Consider the following 23,199-nt stretch of genomic DNA (forward strand, 5'->3'; position numbering starts at 1 on the left):
TGTATTGGCTCATTTATTATTGTACATAAAATTCCTAACCTACATATTTGTTCTTAAATTTAACAGTATGAAACACATAACCACAATAGTTGTTCTCTTATTCTTTTCACATATGGGATATACACAAGACCAAAACGATCCTTATACCTTACTTTGGAACAAAGTGCATCTACAGGAACAAAAAGGGTTGACCAAATCTGCGCTTCAAACCGTGGATACCATTTCCCATGCTGCCCGAAAAGACCATAATACGCCCCAACTCATTAAATCACTACTATTTAGATCTAAATACCTATTGATTTTAGAAGAAGATGCCCAATTGAAGATTGTAAATCAATTCAAAGAAGAGATTGAACAAAGCACATTTCCCACCACAAATGTTTTGGAAAGTTATCTGGGAAATATGTATTGGCAGTATTTCCAGCAGAACCGATATCGTTTCTATAACCGCAGCACTACTGAAACCAAAGTAGATTCGCTTGATTTTAGGACTTGGGATTTGCGGACTTTGTTTACGGAAATTGGAATTCATTTTAAGAATTCTTTGGAACGCCCCTCGGATTTACGCAAAATTGCCATTCGTGATTATGAACTCATCTTGGATACCGAAGATAATTCTACGCTTTATAGACCTTCTTTGCTAGATCTTTTAGCGCATACCGCATTGGGTTTTTATCGAACAAACGAGAATACTATAGACAAGCCATCCTATACTTTTCAACTAACGGATCCCGAATACCTTTGTGAGGCAGCACAATTTCAACAATTAAAAATCACATCCAAGGACAGTGCATCACTCCAAGTACGCGCCTTGCAATTATATCAATTACTCTTGCAACAACATCAAGAAGATCCTAGCCCTGAAGGACAGGTATATTTAGATATTGAGCGCTTAAAATTTATCCACCAACATGCTATTTTTGATACCAAGGATGAGCAATATGTAGAAGTATTGAAGAATTCTGCTTCTCGTTATAGCACGCATGAAATTTCAGGAGAGTATCATTATGAAGTTGCCGCTTTCTACCACCAACAGGGAAATACCTATCAGGCCAAAACAAATGAGACACATCAATGGAAACATAAGGAAGCTCTTGCGCTTTGCGATAACATTATTAACAAACATCCCGAAAGTACAGGGACCTTAAAATCCAAAGCCCTCAAAGAAACCATTTTAAACAAGAACCTCATTCTTGCTAGCGAAAGTCATATTCCTGTGAATCGTCCGGCCAAGTTATTGATCGACTATAAAAACCACAATGCCCTTGAATTTACGGCCTATCACATTTCCAATGAACAGATTAGGGTATTGAACGATCTGTACCGGGAGGATAAAAAACTGGACTTTATTCAAAAGTTGCGCCCTTATAAAACATGGGGTGCTGAATTGAAAAATGAAGGCGACTATCAAAATCATCGTATAGAAGTTCCCGTTCCTTCCATGGAAGTTGGATCGTATCTTATCTTTGCGGCGCCAAAAAAGAAAGGTGGTACGTATTCTTTCGCTTTTAATCCTCTTCAGGTCACCGATATCCTTTTGGTAGAGCACCGGAACAATGGGGCAAACGACTTTCAAGTAATTGATCGAAATGATGGCAAACCTCTGGCCAATGCCAGGCTTAGTATTAATTATCAGGTAAATTATAACGGACAACGCTATACCAAAACATTTACAAGTGATAAAAATGGTCTTGTTCCGATTTCTCCCCAACAACGGTGGAGCGATGTCAATGTCGTGGTGAGACATGAAAAAGATCGTGCTTTTTTTAATGGATATTACTTCTACAAACGCGGTGAAAGAAGAAAACCTGGCACGCAATACACTAGTTTTCTTTTTACCGACCGAAGTATTTACAGGCCCGGTCAACCCCTTTATTTTAAGGGGATTGCCATAGAAAAGAATGAAGAATCCTCCAAGGTTTTGGAAAACACCGAAGTTACCGTGACACTTCGTGATGTGAATGGGCAAGAAGTGCGCAAAGCAACTTTCAAAACCAATGATTTTGGTTCTTTTCAAGGAGAATTTATTATTCCCAATGGTGGTTTAACCGGAAGCTTTTCGCTTCAAGTACGGGCAAACTCGGTAAACCTCAGTGGTTACGCCAATATCGCCGTAGAAGAATATAAACGCCCAAAGTTCGAAACCTCTTTTGATCCCATTACACAAACTTTCAAAGTTAATGATAGTGTTGTTGTCCAAGGTAAAGCACAAGCTTACGCGGGTAATATGATTACAGATGCCCAAGTAAGCTATACGGTAAGGCGCAGCGTATATTACCCTAGATGGTACTGGCATTACAGCTCCTCTTATTATAGGGGCAGCGATGTTATCATTGCAAAGGGGGAAACTTTGACGGATGCACAGGGCAGCTATACCATTCCTTTTGAAGCACTTCCCGATCTCACCGCAAAAAAAGAAAATCATCCCACGTTCACCTATGAAGTTACTGCCGATGTTACTGATATCAACGGAGAAACCCATAGCGCTACCACTTATGTAAATGTTGGCTACCATCTTATCAATGCCAATATCAATGTGGCCACTCTTTTGGATAAAACGAAAGGAAATGACAGCCTCGTGGTTTCGACAACAAACCTCAACGGTCAATTTGTTGCTACCAAGGGAAGCATTAAAGTCTATAAATTAGAAGGTCCTGGCCGCGTACTTAGAAATAGACCCTGGCCCGCTCCAGACTATCATTATTTCACCGAAGAGGAGTTTAAGGAGCAATATCCTTACGAAGCTTTTCAGGACGAGAACGACGCTAAAAATTGGAAAAAAGGCCCTTTGCGCTACGAACAAGCCTTTGATACGGGAATTCGAAACACTGTGGCTCTGGGAGATCTTAAAAAATGGGTTTCCGGAAAGTACATTATTGAATTGGAAGCTAAAGATCGACTTGATCAAATTGTACGGGATGTTGCCCAAACCACTCTTTTTAGCCCCACTGACAAACGTCCTTCGGATCACCAATTGTTCCATATAAAAACGGATAAGAACGGTTACGACATAGGAGATAAGGTAACGCTTACCTTGATGTCCGCTGCCAAAAATCTAAAGGTCACCGTATATATTGAGAAGGATCACAAGATTGTAGATACCCATATTATTCATTTAAAGAACAATAGCAAAAGTCTTAGCATTCCGGTCAAAGAAGCAGATCTTGGAGGCTTTGGGATTCAGTATAGTTACGCCATACACAATAGTTTTTATTCGGGCTCGCTCAATATTGAGGTACCCTATCCGGATACGCAATTGCGGTTCGAGACCATTACGTTTAGAGACAAACTGAAACCGGGAACAGAGGAACAATGGACTTTTAAAGTAAAAGGGCCTCAGGGAGATCAGGTGACCGCTGAGATCCTTGCCAGTATGTACGATGCCTCCCTTGACGCTTTCCAAGGGCATTATTGGGGATTTAACCCCTTGTACCGGGGGAATTATTACACCAATTCCAATAGCAATGCCCGCAACAGTTTACGGGTAAGCAATTTCAGAAGTTATAATCATAACCCAAACCGTTACCCCTATCCTTCCCAAGGTTATGATGCTTTGGATTGGTTTGAGTTTTATTTTGGTCAAGGGTATAGATTGTATCGCAATAAATCTAGAAGACTAGAAGGGTTTTCCGCTGGAGTAGAAATTGATAATGAAACCGCATTAGAAGAAATTGTAGTGGAAAGCGAAGATGGTTTTGCGTTTGCCGTGGCTTCCAGTCCTCAAGAAGGTGCCCCGGCCCCAACACAGGCTCCAGAGCATCAGGAAAATAAGGAGGAAAAGGCGAAAAATGAAGTGCAAATTCGGAAAAACCTTCAGGAGACGGCCTTCTTTTTCCCCCAATTGCATACCGATAAAGAAGGGAATTTTTCTTTTAGCTTTACTTCTCCCGAAGCATTGACCCAGTGGAAATTGCAGCTTTTAGCGCATACCAAAACACTGCAGAGCGCTACCTTAAGCCTGAATACGGTCACCCAAAAAGAATTGATGGTGGTACCCAATGCGCCCCGTTTTTTAAGAGAGGGAGATCAAATCCGATTTAGCAGTAAAATTGCTAACCTTACGGAGAGTGAATTGAAAGGGAAAGCAAGCTTGGTCTTGATCGATCCTATTTCGGGAAAACCTATTGATAATGCACTGGGCAATACAAGTCCCGAAAAAGATTTTACAGTCGATGCGAAAGGAAATACCGTGATTTCCTGGTCACTTAGCATACCGGAAAATATACAGGCAGTACAGTATACGGTTATTGCCAAAGCCGGAGACTATAGTGATGCCGAACAAAATGTACTTCCAGTGCTTCAAAATAGAATGTTGGTTACGGAAACCTTACCGATGTGGGTTCGTTCCGATCAGCGGAAAAGCTTTCGTCTGGAAAAGCTTCGGGACAATACTTCTACCAGTTTAAAGCACCATAAATTAACCCTAGAGATTACTTCGAATCCCGCATGGTATGCTGTACAGGCACTCCCCTATCTTATGGAATATCCATATGAGTGCAATGAGCAAACCTTTTCACGCTTTTACGCCAATAGTTTGGCCAGTCATATTGCCAACTCCAATCCTAGGATACAACAAGTATTTGAGCAATGGGCCAATACAGATGCCTTACTCAGTAATTTGGAAAAGAATCAAGAATTAAAATCTTTATTAATTCAGGAAACTCCGTGGTTACGTGATGCGCAATCGGAAACCGAACAAAAAAAGCGCATTGCCCTTTTATTCAACATGAATAAAATGAAGGATGAACAAAAAAGATCTCTGAGCAAATTAAAAGGGAATCAGTCCTCTTCTGGAGCATGGCCCTGGTTTCAGGGGGGGCGCGACAATAGATTCATTACCCAACATATTATAGCAGGTATAGGACATCTACAGCAATTAAAGGTACATCTTCCAGAACATAAGCAGATGATATCAAAGGCTATTGCTTACCTCGATCGGGAGTTTATCAAAGAGTATGAAGTGATGAAGCGAAATACTTCCAATATCAACGCAGATCATTTGAGCTATACACAAATTCACTATCTGTATACCCGCAGCTTTTTTAACGACATCCCACTATCCAAGGAAGCTTCTAGAATACGCAGCTATTACAAAGGGCAGGCCAAGAAGTATTGGAACAACAAAAACTTATATTCCAAAGGCCTTTTATCCCTTATTCTGCACAGGATGGATGATACCCCAGCTGCAAATCAAATTTTACGCTCGTTGAAAGAGAACAGTATTGTCAGTGAGGAATTGGGCATGTATTGGAAAGCAAATACCGCCTCCTGGTATTGGCATCAAGCCCCTATAGAAACCCAAGCTATAATGATAGAGGCTTTTTCTGAAATACAACAGGATATCGCTACTATTGACAATCTTAAAATATGGTTGCTAAAAAACAAACAGACCAATCAATGGAGTACTACCAAAGCAACCACCGATGCTATTTACGCCCTGCTGCTACAGGGATCTGAATGGTTGTCCGTAAGTGAAGCGGTAGACGTTCTGGTTGGTGGAAAGTCCATTTCCAATGAAAAATTGGCCCAAGTAAAAGTCGAAGCAGGAACCGGCTATTATAAAACCAGTTGGAACGCCCACGAAATACAGCCCGAGATGGCTGAAATTACGTTAGACAAAAAAGGAAAAGGAATTGCTTGGGGTGCCTTGTATTGGCAATATTTTGAAGATTTGGACAAAATCACTTCCGCAAAAACTCCTTTACAACTCAAAAAGAAATTATTCCTAAAAAAGAATACGAACACTGGGGAAGAAATTCGTGAAATTACCAAGAAGACAAGGCTCAAGATTGGAGATCTGGTCCGCGTTCGCATAGAACTAAGGGCGGATAGAGCCATGGAATTCGTGCATATGAAAGATATGCGAGCTTCCGGTCTAGAGCCTATCAACGTATTTTCCCGTTATAAATGGCAGGATGGCCTTGGGTATTATGAAAGCACAAAGGATGCCAGTACGAATTTCTTTTTTGATTATTTACCAAAAGGTGTCTACGTTTTTGAGTATGACTTAAGGGTAAACAATGCGGGGGATTTCAGTAATGGTATCACCACCATACAAAGTATGTACGCTCCCGAATTTAGCAGTCACAGTGAAGGAGTTCGGGTAATGATCGAAGATTAAGAAGTAGTGAGGGTAGAATTACCTCCTACCCTTAGATACTCATTTTATCCTTAAAAATATAGGATTGCCTGCGGGATACTTCAATGTCGTCCCCGTTCTGCATGGTTAGTTTTAGTTTTCCATTGAACCAGGGCACTACATTTTTGATGTAACCAATATTGATGATCTGTTGTCTATTGGCCCTAAAAAAAGTTGCTTCAGGAAGTTTTCCCTCTACTTGGTTCAGGGACTTATAGAGCATAGGCTTTTGATCTTTAAAAAAGACCTGGGTATAATTGCCTACAATTTCCATATGGGAAATCTCCCCGATGCGAACCAACCAACATTTTTCGCCATCTTTAATAAAAATCTGGCTGCTCTCTGTTAAACGTTCGGAAGGAGTTTCTTCTTTAGCTACTGCTCCTTCCAATTGTGCCCTTACCTTTTCCATTGCCCGTTGAAAGCGTTTCGTATTTATAGGTTTCAAGAGATAGTCCAAGGCATTGTACTCAAAAGATTTTATGGCATATTCATCAAAAGCCGTAGTAAAAATAGTGATGGGTACCTCATCCAACATTTCCAAGAGTTCAAAACCATCTTTTTCGGGCATATTAATATCCAACAAAAGCAAGTCTGGTTGCGTTTTTTCAATCAATTCATATCCTTCGTCCACATTCTCCGCTTCTCCCAAAAGTGTAATATCATCGAAGCCTTTGATCAATTCTTTCAATTCATTTCGCGCTAGGCGGGAATCCTCTACAATGACAGTTTTAATCATGTTAATGGTATTTTAATGTTGGCTACTACCTCTGTGTTTACTTCATCCAAGGAGAAAACAGCTTTGGTTCCATATAACAACTTTAGGCGTTGCCTGATATTTTTCAATCCCAATTGGGTAGAATTTTCGGCAATCTTCAATGTTCCTGTATTAATGACTTTAATACATAAACGGTCACCATCAATGGCCGTTTTTAAACTCACTTTTCCTCCGGCCTTAAGATTGGCAATGCCATGTTTCACTCCATTTTCGATCAACAATTGAATGACCATGGGGGGTATTGGAATCTTTAAAGTATCAGGGTCGATCTCTTCCGCATACTCCAGACGATCTTCCATTTGTATTTTGGAAAGGGCAATGTAGTTTTCCACCATCTCCAATTCTTCGGCTATGGGTATGGCATCCACGTCATTCTTCACCAGCGCATACTGCAACATCTCCGAAAGTTTTGTAATCATTTCACGAGAACGATCCACGTCTTCCAACATCAATCCTCGTATATTGTTTAGGCTATTGAACATAAAATGGGGATTCACTTGCCCCTTTAAGGTATTCAACTGTGCCTCTTTCAATGTTGCCTTTAATTCCATTTCCTCCAGTCTATTCTGATTGGATCTTAAAAGAATTTTAATTCCATAATACAGCAAGGTCCATCCTACGATATAGATGGCCGAACCAACAAAAATGGAAACAACCCCCATACCTTCCACAATAAATTTTTCCTCTGAAGGGGTGCGTTCAAAAAAGATTTCATAGGTGTATTCTATCCCATATTCTACGCCCATAAAGGCCAGAATAGCGATTCCCATAATCACGAATAAAGGCAAAATGGTATTTTTACCATACCAATCTATCGTAACATACTTTTTTAAATAATACCGATAAATACAAGTCAACAAAATCCCAAAAACCGTATACAATGCATAGGAAAACAGCATGTATTTTGCACTGAACACCGCTGCCAAAAGGAAGGTCAGGGCGTTAACGATTCCCCAGCCCACTAGCTGTAATGTCCAAAAGAGTCGATTTCTATTTTTAGGTGTGAATTCCATATGTTGTTATGCCGTTTTGGAAAATACATCATCATTGGTTGCCCCTTCCAGTGGCAAGACGATGTGTACCAAAACATTATTTGACCCCTCTTCTAGGGAAAAAGTAGTCTTATCTTTATACAATAATCGTAAACGTTGCTTTATTTTTTGCAGCCCAAAATTGTAAGATTCATTCTTTTCGATTTTCCCGGAATGCTCCACCAAAAGGTTAAGAAATCCTTTGGTTATTGTGATTTTCAACATCACTTTTCCACCTTCCCGAATTTGAAAGATTCCATTTTTAGTTGTATTTTCTATAAGATTGAGTATCAGCATTGGAGGAACCGAAGTAGTACGCTGATTGGCATCTATCTGCATAGAAAAAGCCAATCGTTGACCGTATTGCACACGGCTCAATGCAATATAATGTTCCACGATTTCCAACTCATCTTCCAAGGGAATTGTATTCACATTGTTCTTTGTCAAGGAATAGCGGAGCATCTCCGAAAGTTTTGTCAGCATTTCTCGAGATAAGGAAACATCCTCTAGCATTAAACCCTTGATATTATTTAAGGCACTAAACATAAACTGCGGATTTATATGTCCTTTTAGGGTATTCAGTTGTGCCTGCTTTACATTATCCCGGAGCTGCAAACGCGCCATGCGCTGCTTATTTAGCTTGCGAAAGCCTTTAATTGAAAAATACAGCACGGACCAACCAAAGTAAATGATAAAATGACCGAAATATCGTAAGGAGTTTGGTGTTCTTGAAGCGTTAAAATAGTTTTTTGAATCCTCTATAAAGAATCGGATAACATACCCTATGAGGTACCCAAAATAGTAGGTTATTGAAGGTGATAATAATACAACGACAAGGATTCCAAAGGCTATCTTCACAAAACTCCAAAGATTCAGCGCATCAAGATCGATGTATTTTTTATAATACCACCGCAATAGTGAACTCATCAATATACCGATCATTAAAGATCCCGAAAAAACAATACTGGCTGCTGTGAAGTTTTTAGCGATACCTGTAATTGTAATGGAAAATAGGGACAAGCTTCCCCATCCTAGGATTTGTAGTATCCAAAAAGTATGTTTCCCTTGTAGTTTATACATAATGCCCCCCTGTAAAATTCAAAGATAAGGATACGAATCGGTTCTTTTTAACAGTATTCCTGTCCTCGTTCCCGGTACAAAAAATACAGGATGTAGCCCCATCCAAAGGCCATATGTATTAGCGCCCACAAAATCGATTTGTTTTTTTTAAAAGAGACCATTAAGGCCAATAGTGCGCCGCTTAATTGTATTCCCTTTGTGATTGACGTTTGGATTTGCCCCAGCGTCAATCCTATTAATTTCCCAAACTCATAACCAGTTCCATACATAGATCCATTTCCCAAAACGTAAGCCATACCTAAAAAGATTCCCGTACTTATCAATATTCCGATAAAAAAGCTTTTAAGTATCTTTTCGTTTCTTGTTTTTGTAGTGGTATCAGTTCCTGAATGTGTCATTTCACGGATTGTATTAGTACTTTGCGTTTGATTTTGTCTTCTTAGGCTATACAAAAATGCTTACGATCAATGTCAATACGAGTTTAGCAAGTGCGATCATGTTATTGTTGTTTTAAGGTTTATGGTTTGGTAAAGGTAATCTTGGCCTACCCCTATTTATCTGAAAATATGGCCAACGGTAAAATTTTCATGCTAAGCGGAATTGTAACTTCCCTATTTTGTGGAATTCTTGCAATGCGGCATCAAAAATTTTAATAGACCAAGAATCATATGGTGGTAGTGTTATGTAAACTATCATACGATCAAACGTAATATTAGTTGATGAATTGATAAACAACACTTCCTAAAATATGTCCTAATTTGTACAAAAGAGATCCTACAATTACGGTTGCGATAATTGCCGCCTTAATAATTTCTGTCTTTTTGATTAATTGAATTCTGCTTACTGTTTCCATGATATAAAAATTTTGTTTGTTATTGATGGTGTAAAAGTATGTGGAAAGTCAGCATTTTGAAATTAGAATATGACCAACGGTAAAATTTTAAATCTGAATGGTAGAAAACTGTTACTGAATCATGAAAAAGCCGTTTTGAAGTGAATTTAGCGCATTTTTACAACTCAATTTACTGAAAAACAACGCATTAACTAGTGTAATTTAAGAAAGGTTTTTCAGCTAAGGAATAGATCGGAAAGCACACTTTATGAAGAAATAAGCAACTCCCCTTTAGTTCTTAGAAGGAGGATAGGCGGCAAATACCTTCGCTACAATCGCTATAAAATCCTGTTCTCTTTGCAAAGGAGATGCATTTTCCTTAAAGGCACTCTCAGTAGAACCCTGCCAGAAGAGTTCATCTTTTTTCGTATCGATCAAATCAAATATGATTTGACGATTGACTTTTCTTCCTCCCACGGGAACTCCAAAGGAAATACCACCACCTACATTTCTTCCAGCACTTCCCAAACCAACTCCAACAGAATTTCGGGAACCGGCAACAAAAGTGGAGCTTTGAATATTCATCAAAAAATCGGGTTCTTCAGATAACAGAAATCCTTTCGCTTGCATAGTAGAATCAATTACCTTGAAAAGGCGCTTATCATCCAATTCACTTAAACCGGTATCTATTTCTGGGTAATAATTGTAGGTAGCATAATTAGAGAAATCCGTTTGTTTATCGTAGTCGTAATTCACCCGTATGGCAGTACAGGATAAAAATACAATGCTTAGGAAAACGAGGATTATAGCTTTCATTACCACTATCTATTATAAGACCATCTACTAATGTAGCAAAAAAAGCAATTCAAAAAGGAAGAAAGCCGCTTTAATCGTTCAACAGTCCCCAAAGGGCATCTTTAAGTTCTTGCAGGCCCTGTTGGGCAACAGAAGATATAAACATATAGGGCACATTATCCAGATCTTTATCTAGTTCTAAACGCATCTCCGCAATGAGTTCTTCATCGAGCATATCACTTTTAGAGATGGCAATCAGGCGACTTTTATCCAATAGTTCAGGATTGTACCTGCGCAATTCATCCAAAAGAACCTTATACTCTTTCCCAATGTCATCACTGTCTGCCGGAATTAAAAATAGGAGTGTGGCATTCCGTTCTATATGACGCAAAAAATAATGCCCCAACCCTTTGCCTTCTGCTGCACCTTCTATAATACCAGGAATATCGGCCATTACGAAACTCTTAAAATCCCTATATTCTACGATTCCAAGATTGGGCTTCAGCGTTGTAAACTCGTAATCTGCTATTTTTGGCTTAGCCGAAGTCATCACAGATAGCAAAGTTGATTTGCCCGCATTGGGAAACCCTACAAGTCCAACATCGGCCAATATCTTCAACTCAAGTGTTACCAAAAGTTCTTTTCCCGGTACTCCCGGCTGTGCATATCTCGGAGTTTGATTGGTTGCCGATCGGAAATGCCAATTTCCACGACCTCCCATACCGCCCTCCAAAATAATTTTTTCTTCTCCGTGTTCTGTGATTTCCAATACTACTTCATTGGTTTCACGATCCCGGATAATAGTCCCTAGCGGAACCTCCAGATACACATCGGCACCATCGGCCCCTGAACTTCTGTTTTTACTTCCATGTCCTCCGTGCTCTGCTTTGAAATGCCGAGAATATCTATAATTCACCAAAGTCCATAAATTTTTATTTCCTCTAGCAATTACATGTCCTCCACGACCTCCATCTCCTCCATCGGGTCCTCCCTTGGTAATGTATTTTTCGCGATGCAAATGCACAGAGCCCTTCCCTCCATTTCCGGAACTAAGACTAATTTTTACATAATCCACAAAATTACCTTCGGTCATGTTATCCCTATATTACAAGTTGTTGTGCGCGTGCGGAATGCTTTGTTCTATGTTCAATACACCTATACTGGCATGAAATAGGTAGCGGTATTCTTAGAGTTCTTCGATGACAGTGGTCAGGCGATCGGTGATTTCGGCTATTGATCCTATTCCATCTACACTATGGAACTTCTCCTGACCTTCATAATACGATCGCAAAGGTGCCGTTTTTTGATTGTACTCCTCAAAACGGTTTCTAATTTTACCTTCATCCTGATCATCGGGTCTTTTACTTTCCTTTCCCCTTTCCAAAAGGCGTTCGATCAAAACCTCATCGTTGGCTTCTAGGGCAATCGTAGCATTGATTTTCATATTTTTTGTACTTAGAAAAGCATCCAACGCCTGAGCTTGTGCCGTAGTTCTAGGAAAACCGTCAAAAATAAATCCATTGGCTTCTGGATTTTTCTCCACTTCATCCTGCAGCATTTTTATGGTCACTTCATCAGGAACCAAATCTCCTTTATCCATGTAAGACTGCGCCAATTTGCCCAAGTCAGTCCCATTTTTGATATTATAACGGAAAACATCTCCAGTGGAAATATGTTTCAAATTATATTTCTCTTTTAGGAAAGCTGCCTGTGTACCCTTTCCAGCACCAGGTTTTCCGAATAATACAAGATTAATCATATGATCATTATTTAATTGGTATACCTCACGGAGGTTTCTTCCTAATTCGTTATAATCCAACCCATATCCCACAATAAACTTATCCGGGATATCAATACCAAAATAGTCTATGGCATATTCGCCATTGTACGCGCTGGATTTATAAAAGAGTGCTGCAATTTTGAATTCTTTCACATGCGTATCCGAGAATAAATGCACCAATTCCTTTAAGGTACGTCCGGTATCTATAATGTCTTCCAAAATAATCACACTTCTTCCCTCCAGGTTATCCGGAATGTCCAAAAGTGTTTCAACAATTCCTGTCGAAGTAAGTCCCTGATAGGAACTCAACTTTACGAAAGACACCTCGCAGGGATGTTTATAGGCACGCAGGAAGTCGGCCACAAACATAAAAGCTCCATTTAATACACCGACAAAAATAGGAACCTCGTCCTTATAATCAGCCGCTACCTTATCTGCAACAGTTTGCACTGCGGTAAGGATTTCTGTCTCGGACAGATAGGGCTTAAAATATTTGTCGTGTAACTTTAGCAATGGACGTCTCATTTATAAGTGCGCAAAGATAACATTTTGATTTCTCTTTTTTAAGTGCATTAGAGGGGTTTCTAAGATTTAGCTGTATTTTTGTTTTTTAATGGCTGCCCATTGCGGTTAAGGGCATAAAGTAATACGAATGAATTATTTTTCTTCAGATTTTAAATTGGGAATCCTAGGTGGGGGACAATTGGGCAAAATGTTGCTCTATGAAACCAGAAAATTTGATATTCAAACGGCTGTGTTGGATCCGTCTGCCGAGGCACCTTCGGCTATAGCCTGCAATAGTTTTACTCAAGGAAGTCTTTTGGACTATGATACGGTATATCAATTTGGAAAACAAGTAGATTTACTTACTATTGAGATTGAAAATGTAAATACGGAAGCCTTAGAACGCTTGGAAGAAGAAGGTCTCAAAGTATATCCTCCGAGCAAAGCGCTACGTTTGATACAAAATAAGGCCACCCAAAAACTGTTTTATACGGACCATCAAATTCCCACCGCACCTTTTGTACGTTTTGCCTATACCACCGAAATAAAGGATAGCATTTCCAATGGTGGGCTTCACCTACCTTTTGTATGGAAAGCTGCCCAGTTTGGGTATGATGGCCAAGGCGTAAAGGTCATTCGAACACTTGCCGATCTGGATCTGTTGCCTAATGTGGAATGTATAGCCGAGGAAATGATTCCTTTCAAAAATGAGTTGGCGGTTATTGTTTCCAGGAGTAGTACCGGAGAAATCAAAACATATCCTGTGGTGGAAATGGAATTCCATCCAGAAGCAAATCAGGTGGAATACGTGCTATGCCCAGCCCGTATTCCCGAAGAGATTTCAGAGAAAGCAAGGGCCGTGGCCTTAAAAGTTGCCGAAAACATACAACATGTAGGACTCTTGGCCGTAGAGCTATTTCAAACCAAGGAAGATGAGATTTTGGTAAACGAAGTAGCACCACGACCACATAATAGCGGACATTACTCCATAGAGGCCAGCTATACCAATCAATTTGAGCAGCATATAAGGGCGATATTAGGACTTCCTCTAGGAAATACCCAGAGTAAAGTAGCTGGAGTAATGGTCAATTTAGTAGGTGCCGAAGGACATACTGGTGAAGTCCATTATGAAAACATGGAAAAGATTCTTGAATTGGATGGGGTGACTCCACATATCTATGGAAAAAAACAAACCAGGCCTTTTCGGAAAATGGGACATGTAACCATTATTGATAGCAATATGGATAAGGCCCGAAACATTGCAAAATTAGTTAAAGATACCATACGAGTAATAAGTAAATAAAGGAATTGAATATGAGTAAAGTAGCCGTAGTCATGGGAAGTACAAGTGACCTTCCCGTTATGCAAGATGCCATTGACATCCTTAAAGGATTTGACATTGAGGTTGATGTGGATATTGTATCGGCCCATAGAACCCCGGAAAAATTGTTTGAATTCAGCAAAAATGCCCATACCAATGGCTATAGCGTTATCATTGCTGGAGCAGGAGGTGCCGCGCATTTACCTGGAATGGTCGCATCTATGTCGCCACTTCCCGTTATTGGTGTTCCGGTAAAAAGCAGCAATTCCATAGATGGTTGGGATTCTGTATTGTCTATTCTTCAGATGCCCGGAGGTGTTCCTGTTGCTACCGTAGCTTTGAACGGTGCCAAGAATGCTGGAATATTAGCGGCACAAATCATCGGTAGTGCAGACAACTGTGTTTTGGACAAAATTATTCTTTATAAGGAAGGCCTAAAACAGAAAGTAATCAACGGAGCAGAGGAAGTTCGGAACATGAAGTAAAATGTTCATACAGAAAACAATCCTTTGTTTAATCGTTAAAAATTAAATTTATCCCTATCGAGATTTCTACTCGAAACCCCAAAAATAGTATTCCATATGAATCCATTATTGACCCCATTTGATACGGCACCATTTTCTCAACTGAAAAACGAACATTTTAAGCCTGCTTTTTTACAAGCTATCCAGGATGCCCGAGCCGAAATCGAGGCCATCACCCAAAACCCAGAGCCCGCAACTTTTCAAAATACTTTGGAGGCTTTAGAGTACTCTGGGCAGCAATTAAATCGTATTTCCAGTGTGTTTTTTAATTTAAATTCAGCAGAAACCAATGCTGAGATTCAAAAAATAGCGCAAGAAGTTTCTCCTTTGCTTTCAGAATACACTAATGATATTAACTTAAATGAGACCTTGTTCCAAAAAATCAAAGCGGTATATGAGCAAAGACAGCACTTAGACCTCTCTACTGAGCAACGTACTTTATTGGATAAAAAATATAAAAACTTTAGCAGAAATGGTGCTAATCTTGCCGAGGATAAAAAAAATCGTTTGCGAGAGATAGATGCTGAACTTGCCACATTAAAATTAAAATTCGGAGAAAATGTCCTTGCGGAAACCAATGCTTTTGAATTAGTACTGACCAACGAAGAAGATTTAAAAGGACTTCCAGAGGGCGCCAAGGAAGCTGCGGCCCAATTGGCCAGATCCAAAGAAAAAGAAGGTTGGTTAATTACCTTGGATTACCCAAGTTATATTCCTTTTATGAAGTATGCCGAAAATAGGGCACTTCGAAAGCAATTGTCCATTGCTTTTGGTAGTAAAGCATTCCAAGGGAATGCGCACGACAATCAAAAGAATGTGTTGAAAATTGCAAATTTACGCCATGAACGTGCAAATTTATTGGGATATACTACCCACGCACATTTTGTATTGGAAGAACGGATGGCCGAAACCCCAGAAAATGTATATGCTTTCCTAAACGAATTACTGGAAAAAGCCAAACCAGCAGCGGAACGGGAGTTTGCAGAACTGGAAGACTTTGCAAAAGCCCTTGATGGTGTTGATCGTTTGGAAAAGTGGGACGGGGCCTTTTATTCCGAAAAACTAAAACAAAAGCGGTTCAGTTTGGATGATGAAAAATTGAAACCCTATTTTAAGTTGGAAAATGTGATTCAAGGGGTTTTTACCGTAGCAGAAAAATTATTTGGACTACGCTTCCAGGAAGTATTTGATATCGACAAATACCACGAAGAAGTTAAAACGTATAAGGTATATGACATAGAAGCCAATTTTATTTCGCTTTTTTATGCCGATTTCCATCCTAGACCAGGAAAGCGCGGTGGGGCTTGGATGACCTCTTTTAAATCCCAATCCATACAGGAAGGTGAAAACATACGTCCTCATATCTCTAACGTATGCAATTTTACGAAACCAACAGAAAGTAAACCCTCCTTGCTCACTTTTAATGAAGTAACCACTTTATTTCATGAGTTTGGACATGGATTGCATGGAATGCTCGCGAATACCACCTACCCCAGTCTGTCGGGAACTTCGGTTTTTTGGGATTTTGTAGAATTGCCTAGTCAAGTCATGGAAAATTGGTGTTATGAAAAAGAAGCTTTGGAACTCTTTGCTACCCATTACGAAACCGGAGAAGTGATTCCAATGGAATTGGTTGAAAAAATTAAAGCTTCGGCCACCTTCCAAGAAGGAATGGCCACCTTGCGCCAATTGAGTTTTGGCTTGTTGGATATGTCCTGGCATGGTGCAGACCCCAGAGCTATTAATGATGTAAAAGCACATGAAAATAAAGCCTTTACAGGAACAAGCTTGTATCCGGAAACTCCGGAAACCTGTATGAGCACCGCTTTTTCGCACATCTTTCAAGGCGGTTACTCCTCTGGATATTATAGTTATAAATGGGCCGAAGTTTTAGATGCAGATGCTTTTGCTTATTTTAAGGAAGAAGGAATATTCAATACAACAATTGCCCAAAAATTCAAGGAACATGTCTTATCCAAAGGAGGTACAGAAAACCCAATGGTATTGTACAAACGTTTTCGGGGAAGTGAGCCTAAAGTAGAAGCTCTTTTAGAACGGGCGGGATTATTGTAAGTCAAGTGTAGTATTTAAAAATAATAGTATTGGTGAGGCATTGCTTTTCCATGCCCTATGAAAAAGACAACTGACAAATTAAAAGATAGGAATAAGCCCCGATCCTATGCACGAATTGGCTTTATAGACATCTATCTTGAAATTGCAATTGACGCCTGTGTCCAATACCTTAAGGACAAGCATGAGCACGATGTCATCGTTGCCGAAGGCGGGGAGCTTCATGAAGGATTTATGGTTTATGATCGCATGGAGGAATATCTTGCTTGTGGTGATCGTATGACCAAAGAAGTAATAAAGACCCTAACATTTTTAGCTACGTTTTTGGAATCTTACATCAATGATCTATCGGGTATTGTCTTAGGAGATCAATATTCAAGAAAGCACTTGGACAAACTGGATTTAGTTAGTAAATGGATGATCATTCCCAGATTGATTACAGGTAAAGAACTAGATAAAAGCAAATCGTACTATGGAAAACTGAAACAATTGGTGAGCTGGAGAAACCAGTTGGTGCATCCCAAATCTTCTAATTTAAGCAATCATCTCAAAAGTTTGAACACGCCCACATTTAAACCTATACGAGCCATTTATGAAATCGTTGATGTTTTGGATGTTTTTGCGATGTTAGAGGATTTATTCCAAGACCTGGACCGAATTGATAAAAATGGTGGACATACCTATCGCATAAAAAGCGGAATTGCCCGTATTCGGCGACAAAGAGCATTACATTCAAAGGAAGGAACCCAATAAATAGAAACATGACATACTCTTTTGATATACGGGAAATGCAGCCCCAGGATATTCCGCATATTGTTTCCTACTGGAATACGATGACCCATGAACAACTAGAAAGCATGGGGGTTCCCAAAGAAGCTTTAGAACGGTATATACACTTAGGTCCTTTCCTCAAAAAGCAACTACAATTGCCTTACTCAAAAAAGGAAGCGCTATTTATGATCGGGCTCTTGGACAAGGAACCTTATGGACATTGCTACGTTAATAGTATTGAATTTGGGGAAGAGGCGCATATGCATTTGCATGTATGGAACTCGGATCGCAGGCAAAAAGGCCTGGGAAGAGAAATGGTACAACGAGCTATTCCCCATTTCTTTAAAAAACTACAGTTAAAGATTTTGATATGCGAACCCTATGCATTGAACCCTGCTCCCAACAAGACTTTAGATCGCTTGGGATTTGAATTTAAAAAAGGCTACAAGAACACTCCTTCTGGATGGAATTTTGAATTGCAGTTGAATCGTTGGGAACTCAAAAAAGAGTAGGCAATGGAGTTTATTAGTAAACCTTGACCATTTTTATTATAAAAAAAGGCAATCTGTTTCCAGATTGCCTTATCTTATCATATAACGTTAGCTATTAAGCTACATCAAAACGATCAAGGTTCATTACCTTGGTCCAAGCAGCAACAAAATCGTTTACAAATTGCTCTTGAGCATCATCTGAACCATATACTTCGGCAATGGCTCTCAATTCTGTATTTGAACCGAAAATCAAATCAGCCCTAGTACCTGTCCATTGTACCGCTCCTGTTGCACGATTACGACCTTCAAATACCGAATCGTCTTCTGAAGCTGAGCTCCAAGTGGTCGCAAAGTCCAAAAGATTTACAAAGAAATCGTTGGAAAGACTTCCCTCATTTGCTGTAAACACACCATGTTTGGAACCATCATAATTGGCCCCTATAACACGAAGACCTCCAACCAAGACCGTCATCTCCGGAATAGAAAGGGTTAACAACTGCGCGCGATCGATCAATAATTCTTCTGCAGCAGCAATTTCACCATTTCGGATATAGTTTCTAAATCCATCGGCACGTGGTTCCAAATGCATAAAGGACTGTATGTCTGTTTGCTCTTGAGAAGCATCTCCACGCCCTGGTGTAAATGGTACACTAATGGTGTGACCCGCATTCTTAGCAGCTAGCTCAACACCTACAGATCCTCCAAGTACAATTAAATCTGCAATAGAGACTTCCTTACCAGAGGTACTGTTGAATTCTTCTTGAATTCTTCCCAAAGTATCCAATACTTTTGCTAATTGCGCAGGGTTATTTACTGCCCAATCTTTTTGAGGTGCCAAACGAATACGTCCTCCATTGGCTCCACCTCGCTTATCCGATCCACGGAAGGTAGAAGCAGAAGCCCAAGCCGTAGATACCAATTCGGAAATACTCAAGCCGGACGCTGCTATATTATTTTTTAACCCTGTAATATCCGCATCATTCACAGAAGCACTGGTTCCTGCAGGAATAGGATCTTGCCAAACCAATTCCTCTTTAGGAACTTCTGGACCTAAGTAACGAGAGATAGGTCCCATATCACGGTGTGTCAACTTAAACCAAGCCCTTGCAAATGCATCCTCAAAAGCTTTGTGATCGGCATGGAAACGTTTTGAAATTTCCAAATATGCCGGATCCATTTTCAAAGCCATATCAGCAGTGGTCATCATTAAAGCTTGTGTCTGTGAAGCATCACCAGCCTTAGGAGCCATTTTTGCTTGAGAAGCTGCAGTAGGCGTCCATTGATGTGCTCCAGCAGGACTTTTCGTCAATTCCCAATCATAATTAAGCAATACATCAAAATATTCATTGTCCCAACGTGTTGGATTTGGCGTCCAGGCTCCTTCAATACCACTAGTAATGGCATCGTCCAATACTCCTGTACCAAAGGTATTTTTCCAACCTGTGCTCATTTCTTCGATCGGTGCACCATGTGGTTCTGCACCTACGTACTTATCAGGATCGGCAGCTCCGTGAGCTTTTCCAAATGTATGTCCACCAGCAACTAAGGCTACGGTCTCTTCATCGTCCATGGCCATACGACCAAACGTTTCTCTAATATCATGACCAGAACCTACTGGATCTGGATTACCGCTAGGTCCTTCAGGATTCACATAGATCAACCCCATATGGACCGCACCTAAAAATCCTTTTAATTCTCTTTCGTTTTCATAACGCTCATCTTCTCCCAACCAAACATTTTCATAACCCCAGTTGATATCTTGTTCCGGTTCCCAAACGTCTTCACGTCCGCCGGCAAAACCAAAAGTTTCAAAGCCCATAGATTCCAAGGCACAGTTTCCTGCTAGGATCAATAAATCTGCCCAAGAAAGGTTTCTTCCATATTTCTTTTTGATCGGCCATAATAACAAGCGTGCTTTATCTAAGTTTCCGTTATCTGGCCAACTGTTCAAGGGTGCAAATCGCTGCGACCCTGAACTAGCACCTCCACGTCCATCACCAACACGATACGTACCTGCACTATGCCATGCCATACGAATCATAAATGGACCGTAGTGACCATAATCTGCCGGCCACCAATCTTGAGATTCTGTCATTAAATCAATGACTTCTTGCTTTAACGTTGGAAAGTCAATACTGTTAAATGCTGCAGCATAATTGAAATCTTTTCCCATAGGATCGGATTTCTCTGCATTCTGACGCAAAATGTTCAGTTTCAATTCGTTTGGCCACCAGTCGCGATTTGTTGTACCACTACCAGCGGTGGTTGGTTGCGCACCACCCATAAATGGGCATTTGCTGATGTCCCCGTTCATGTGATTGTTGTTCTCCATAGTATTATAATTGTTTTTATGCCTTCAATAGTCGCAAATTTACCCAATAGTTCCCCTGCTTACAATAGTTCCTCATTTAATTATGCAACCGTAGTATAAACAAAATCTATAGTTTAAATCTAAAATCATAGATTAACGATATACTCTAGTCTTGTTAAAAAAAAAATCGACTTAAGATAGCATCCGATCAATTGATCGTCAACGGTAAATTTCCAACCTTTACAAGATTGTCGATCACAGGTCAATATCCCTTACACTTTCAATCCTATTTCGGTCTAAAAAAGCATCAATAGTTTCAAAATGTTCTATGACCCGTTGTTCCTTGAACTCAAACACTTTTTGCGCTAGGCCCTGTAAAAAATCCCTATCGTGCGAAACCAAAACGAGTGTCCCATCAAAAGATAGGAGCGCTTCTTTCAGCACATCTTTTGATTTTAAATCCAGATGGTTAGTAGGCTCATCAAGAATAAGTAGATTTACGGGTTCCAAAAGCAGTTTCACCATGGCCAAACGTGTTTTTTCGCCTCCTGATAACACGCTTACTTTTTTTTCCACATCGTCTCCCCCGAACATAAAACGCCCTAAAATGTTTTTTATCTGTGTACGCACATCGCCTTTGGCCACTTCATCCACGGTTTGAAAAATGGTCAAATCCGGATCCAATAAAGCTGCCTGATTCTGCGCAAAATACCCTACTTTGACATTATGTCCCAAAGTACAGGTTCCTTCTACATCGATTTCTCCTAAAATAGATTTGATCATCGTAGATTTCCCTTCGCCATTGCGTCCCACAAAACAGACCTTCTCCCCTCTTGCTATGGACATATTAGCATTGCTAAATACGATATGTTCTCCATAAGATTTTTTCAAATCTTTTACCGTCACCGGATAATCCCCAGAACGTTGCGCTGGAGGGAAACGAAGTTTTAAGGACGAAGTATCTATTTCATCCACTTCAATACGCTCTAATTTCTCTAGCATACGCTCTCTGGAATTTACTTGATTGGTTTTGGAATAGGTCCCTTTAAATCGTTCAATAAAAGACATGGTATCTGCAATGAACTTCTGTTGCTCTTGGTATGCTTTTAATTGATGCGCCCTGCGTTCTTCGCGCAATTGAAGATAATGTGAATAATTTGCCTTATAATCGTATATACGTCCCATGGCCACTTCAATGGTCCTATTGGTAATGGCATCGATAAAGGCTCGATCGTGGGAAATCACCATCACTGCCTTGGCCTTATTCACCAAAAAATCTTCCAGCCACACCACGGATTCAATATCAATATGGTTTGTAGGTTCATCCAACAAGATCAGATCTGGCTTTTGAAGTAGTATTTTAGCCAATTCAATACGCATACGCCAACCTCCACTAAACGCATTGGTCTGACGATTAAAGTCACTTCGCTTAAAACCAAGGCCCCTAAGTGCCTTTTCTACTTCAGCATCGTAATTTACTTCCTCCAAGGCATAGTATTTCTCCCCTAACTCGGACACTTGCTCAATGATTTTCATATAGGCATCGGATTCATAGTCCGTACGAGTTTCCAGCGCTTGGTTCAAGCGATTCATTTCATCGCGCATCTCAAAGACATGGGCAAAGGCTTTTGCCGCTTCCTCGAATACCGTACAATCATCTTCGGTTAATAAATGCTGCGGCAGGTAGGCAATCACCGTATCTTTTGGTCGGCTAACATGCCCCTTATTGGCCTTTTGTACTCCGGCCACAATTTTCATTAGGGTCGATTTCCCTGCCCCATTTTTACCCATTAAGGCAATCTTATCATTTTCATTGATTACAAAGGATACTTTACTGAACAATGTTTGTCCACTAAAACCTACTTCCAATCCGTCTACTGAAATCATCGCTATTTCTTCTTTCTTTGCTGGCCGCAAAACTACTAAAATCGTTGGTGGAAAAATCAGGAAAACTGCAAAATATTGTAAGGACGTCAGGTCGTTATCCATTTTTTAAAATTCTACCCCAGAAAAGGCAGTACAGCACAAAGCTATTGGTATCTTATGTCATAAAACAGTATCTTGTGCAAAGACCAACTAGACCAAATCATATGCTTCCCACCTTCGTATACGATAAAAATAGAATAGCCGCATTTTGTGATGCCGTTTTTTCTATTGCCATGACCTTGCTGATTCTGGAGATAGAAGTGCCAAGCAGTGAAACGCTGAATACTATGGAGTTCTCATCAATTCTTTCCAATCGCATTCCGAGTTTCATTGGGTTTTTGGTAAGCTTTCTCGTCATTGCACTCTATTGGATGTCGCACTTACGCATCTACAAATTTGTTACCACCATGAGTGAACGATTGGTATGGCTCAATATTTTCCTTTTACTTTTTGTGGTATTCATTCCTTTTTCCACAGCCATTTATGTCGGTGATTTTTATGGTACGGCACCTTTTGTTTTTTACTGCCTCAATCTGGTGTTTTTAGGAAGTTTCAACTACCTCATCATAAGAGCCATTGTTCAAAAAGAAATGGGGAATAATGGTTTGGATAAAATCACCGGAGCTTTATTAAAGTTTAGAGCATTGAATGCCGTATTCGTATGGGGATTTGCTGCTGTGTTGGCTCCTTTTGCGCCAAATATGGCCCGGATGGCATTTATTTTGATTTTTATTTTTCAATTCTTTGGCAATCGTTACTTCAAGAAAAAGATAAAAACAGCACAGCTGTAACATTGTAGGGCAAGGCTAGACCTATAGGGCGTCAATGTACACCAAACCAAGAATT

The 23,199-nt window shown here is 40.0% G+C and carries 17 protein-coding genes; 7 read left to right on the forward strand and 10 right to left on the reverse strand.

Going from position 1 to position 23,199, the window contains the following annotated elements; genetic code table 11:
* Positions 1-67 precede the first annotated feature (67 nt).
* Positions 68-6,121, forward strand: coding sequence for an alpha-2-macroglobulin family protein (locus ACEXOE_RS03060; RefSeq protein ID WP_394747255.1), 6,054 nt, complete (start codon positions 68-70; stop codon positions 6,119-6,121).
* Between the two features lie 31 nt (positions 6,122-6,152).
* Here the strand turns inward: ACEXOE_RS03060 and ACEXOE_RS03065 are convergent, their stop codons facing one another.
* The 8 genes from ACEXOE_RS03065 to ACEXOE_RS03100 form a co-directional block, all read right to left on the reverse strand.
* Positions 6,153-6,884, reverse strand: a complete 732-nt coding sequence (locus ACEXOE_RS03065; protein ID WP_394748487.1) for a LytR/AlgR family response regulator transcription factor — start codon at positions 6,882-6,884, stop codon at positions 6,153-6,155.
* On the reverse strand, positions 6,875-7,930 hold the full coding sequence (locus tag ACEXOE_RS03070; RefSeq protein WP_394747256.1) for a sensor histidine kinase: 1,056 nt from the start codon (positions 7,928-7,930) through the stop codon (positions 6,875-6,877). Before ACEXOE_RS03070 ends, ACEXOE_RS03065 begins: the two co-directional genes overlap by 10 nt.
* A gap of 6 nt (positions 7,931-7,936) precedes the next feature.
* The gene (locus ACEXOE_RS03075) at positions 7,937-9,028 is read right to left on the reverse strand and encodes a sensor histidine kinase (protein WP_394747257.1); all 1,092 of its coding nucleotides are present in this window, start codon (positions 9,026-9,028) and stop codon (positions 7,937-7,939) included.
* 47 nt (positions 9,029-9,075) lie between these two features.
* Positions 9,076-9,426: a hypothetical protein gene (locus ACEXOE_RS03080; RefSeq protein WP_394747258.1), complete on the reverse strand. Its 351-nt coding sequence runs from the start codon at positions 9,424-9,426 to the stop codon at positions 9,076-9,078.
* 314 nt (positions 9,427-9,740) lie between these two features.
* Positions 9,741-9,881 (reverse strand): hypothetical protein, encoded by a 141-nt coding sequence (locus ACEXOE_RS03085; RefSeq protein ID WP_394747259.1) that lies wholly within the window; start codon positions 9,879-9,881, stop codon positions 9,741-9,743.
* Positions 9,882-10,151: 270 nt separating this feature from the next.
* The gene (locus ACEXOE_RS03090) at positions 10,152-10,676 is read right to left on the reverse strand and encodes a DUF4136 domain-containing protein (protein WP_394747260.1); all 525 of its coding nucleotides are present in this window, start codon (positions 10,674-10,676) and stop codon (positions 10,152-10,154) included.
* Positions 10,677-10,746: 70 nt separating this feature from the next.
* Positions 10,747-11,748: a GTPase ObgE gene (gene obgE, locus ACEXOE_RS03095; RefSeq protein WP_394747261.1), complete on the reverse strand. Its 1,002-nt coding sequence runs from the start codon at positions 11,746-11,748 to the stop codon at positions 10,747-10,749.
* Positions 11,749-11,841: 93 nt separating this feature from the next.
* Complete coding sequence (locus tag ACEXOE_RS03100; RefSeq protein ID WP_394747262.1) at positions 11,842-12,948, reverse strand: adenylate kinase; 1,107 nt, start codon at positions 12,946-12,948, stop codon at positions 11,842-11,844.
* Positions 12,949-13,087: 139 nt separating this feature from the next.
* Between ACEXOE_RS03100 and ACEXOE_RS03105 the strand changes: the two genes are divergently transcribed.
* From ACEXOE_RS03105 to ACEXOE_RS03125, 5 genes are all read left to right on the forward strand, one after another.
* Entirely contained in the window at positions 13,088-14,242 is a 1,155-nt protein-coding gene (locus tag ACEXOE_RS03105; RefSeq protein ID WP_394747263.1) for a 5-(carboxyamino)imidazole ribonucleotide synthase, read from the forward strand.
* A gap of 11 nt (positions 14,243-14,253) precedes the next feature.
* On the forward strand, positions 14,254-14,745 hold the full coding sequence (purE, locus tag ACEXOE_RS03110; protein ID WP_394747264.1) for a 5-(carboxyamino)imidazole ribonucleotide mutase: 492 nt from the start codon (positions 14,254-14,256) through the stop codon (positions 14,743-14,745).
* 96 nt (positions 14,746-14,841) lie between these two features.
* Positions 14,842-16,857: a M3 family metallopeptidase gene (locus ACEXOE_RS03115; RefSeq protein WP_394747265.1), complete on the forward strand. Its 2,016-nt coding sequence runs from the start codon at positions 14,842-14,844 to the stop codon at positions 16,855-16,857.
* Between the two features lie 57 nt (positions 16,858-16,914).
* Complete coding sequence (locus ACEXOE_RS03120) at positions 16,915-17,607, forward strand: hypothetical protein (RefSeq protein WP_394747266.1); 693 nt, start codon at positions 16,915-16,917, stop codon at positions 17,605-17,607.
* Positions 17,608-17,615: 8 nt separating this feature from the next.
* A complete protein-coding gene (locus ACEXOE_RS03125) occupies positions 17,616-18,137 on the forward strand; it encodes a GNAT family N-acetyltransferase (protein ID WP_394747267.1) in 522 nt (173 codons plus the stop codon).
* A 94-nt stretch (positions 18,138-18,231) separates the two neighbouring features.
* Here ACEXOE_RS03125 and katG read toward each other — a convergent pair whose 3' ends face one another.
* Positions 18,232-20,448, reverse strand: coding sequence for a catalase/peroxidase HPI (katG, locus tag ACEXOE_RS03130; protein WP_394747268.1), 2,217 nt, complete (start codon positions 20,446-20,448; stop codon positions 18,232-18,234).
* A 234-nt stretch (positions 20,449-20,682) separates the two neighbouring features.
* On the reverse strand, positions 20,683-22,314 hold the full coding sequence (locus ACEXOE_RS03135) for an ABC-F family ATP-binding cassette domain-containing protein (protein ID WP_394748488.1): 1,632 nt from the start codon (positions 22,312-22,314) through the stop codon (positions 20,683-20,685).
* A 176-nt stretch (positions 22,315-22,490) separates the two neighbouring features.
* Here ACEXOE_RS03135 and ACEXOE_RS03140 point away from each other — a divergent pair, with 176 nt between their 5' ends.
* Positions 22,491-23,144: a TMEM175 family protein gene (locus tag ACEXOE_RS03140; RefSeq protein ID WP_394747269.1), complete on the forward strand. Its 654-nt coding sequence runs from the start codon at positions 22,491-22,493 to the stop codon at positions 23,142-23,144.
* Positions 23,145-23,199 lie beyond the last annotated feature (55 nt).

It is taken from the genome of Spongiimicrobium salis (assembly GCF_043678055.1).
Classification (GTDB): domain Bacteria; phylum Bacteroidota; class Bacteroidia; order Flavobacteriales; family Flavobacteriaceae; genus Spongiimicrobium; species Spongiimicrobium salis.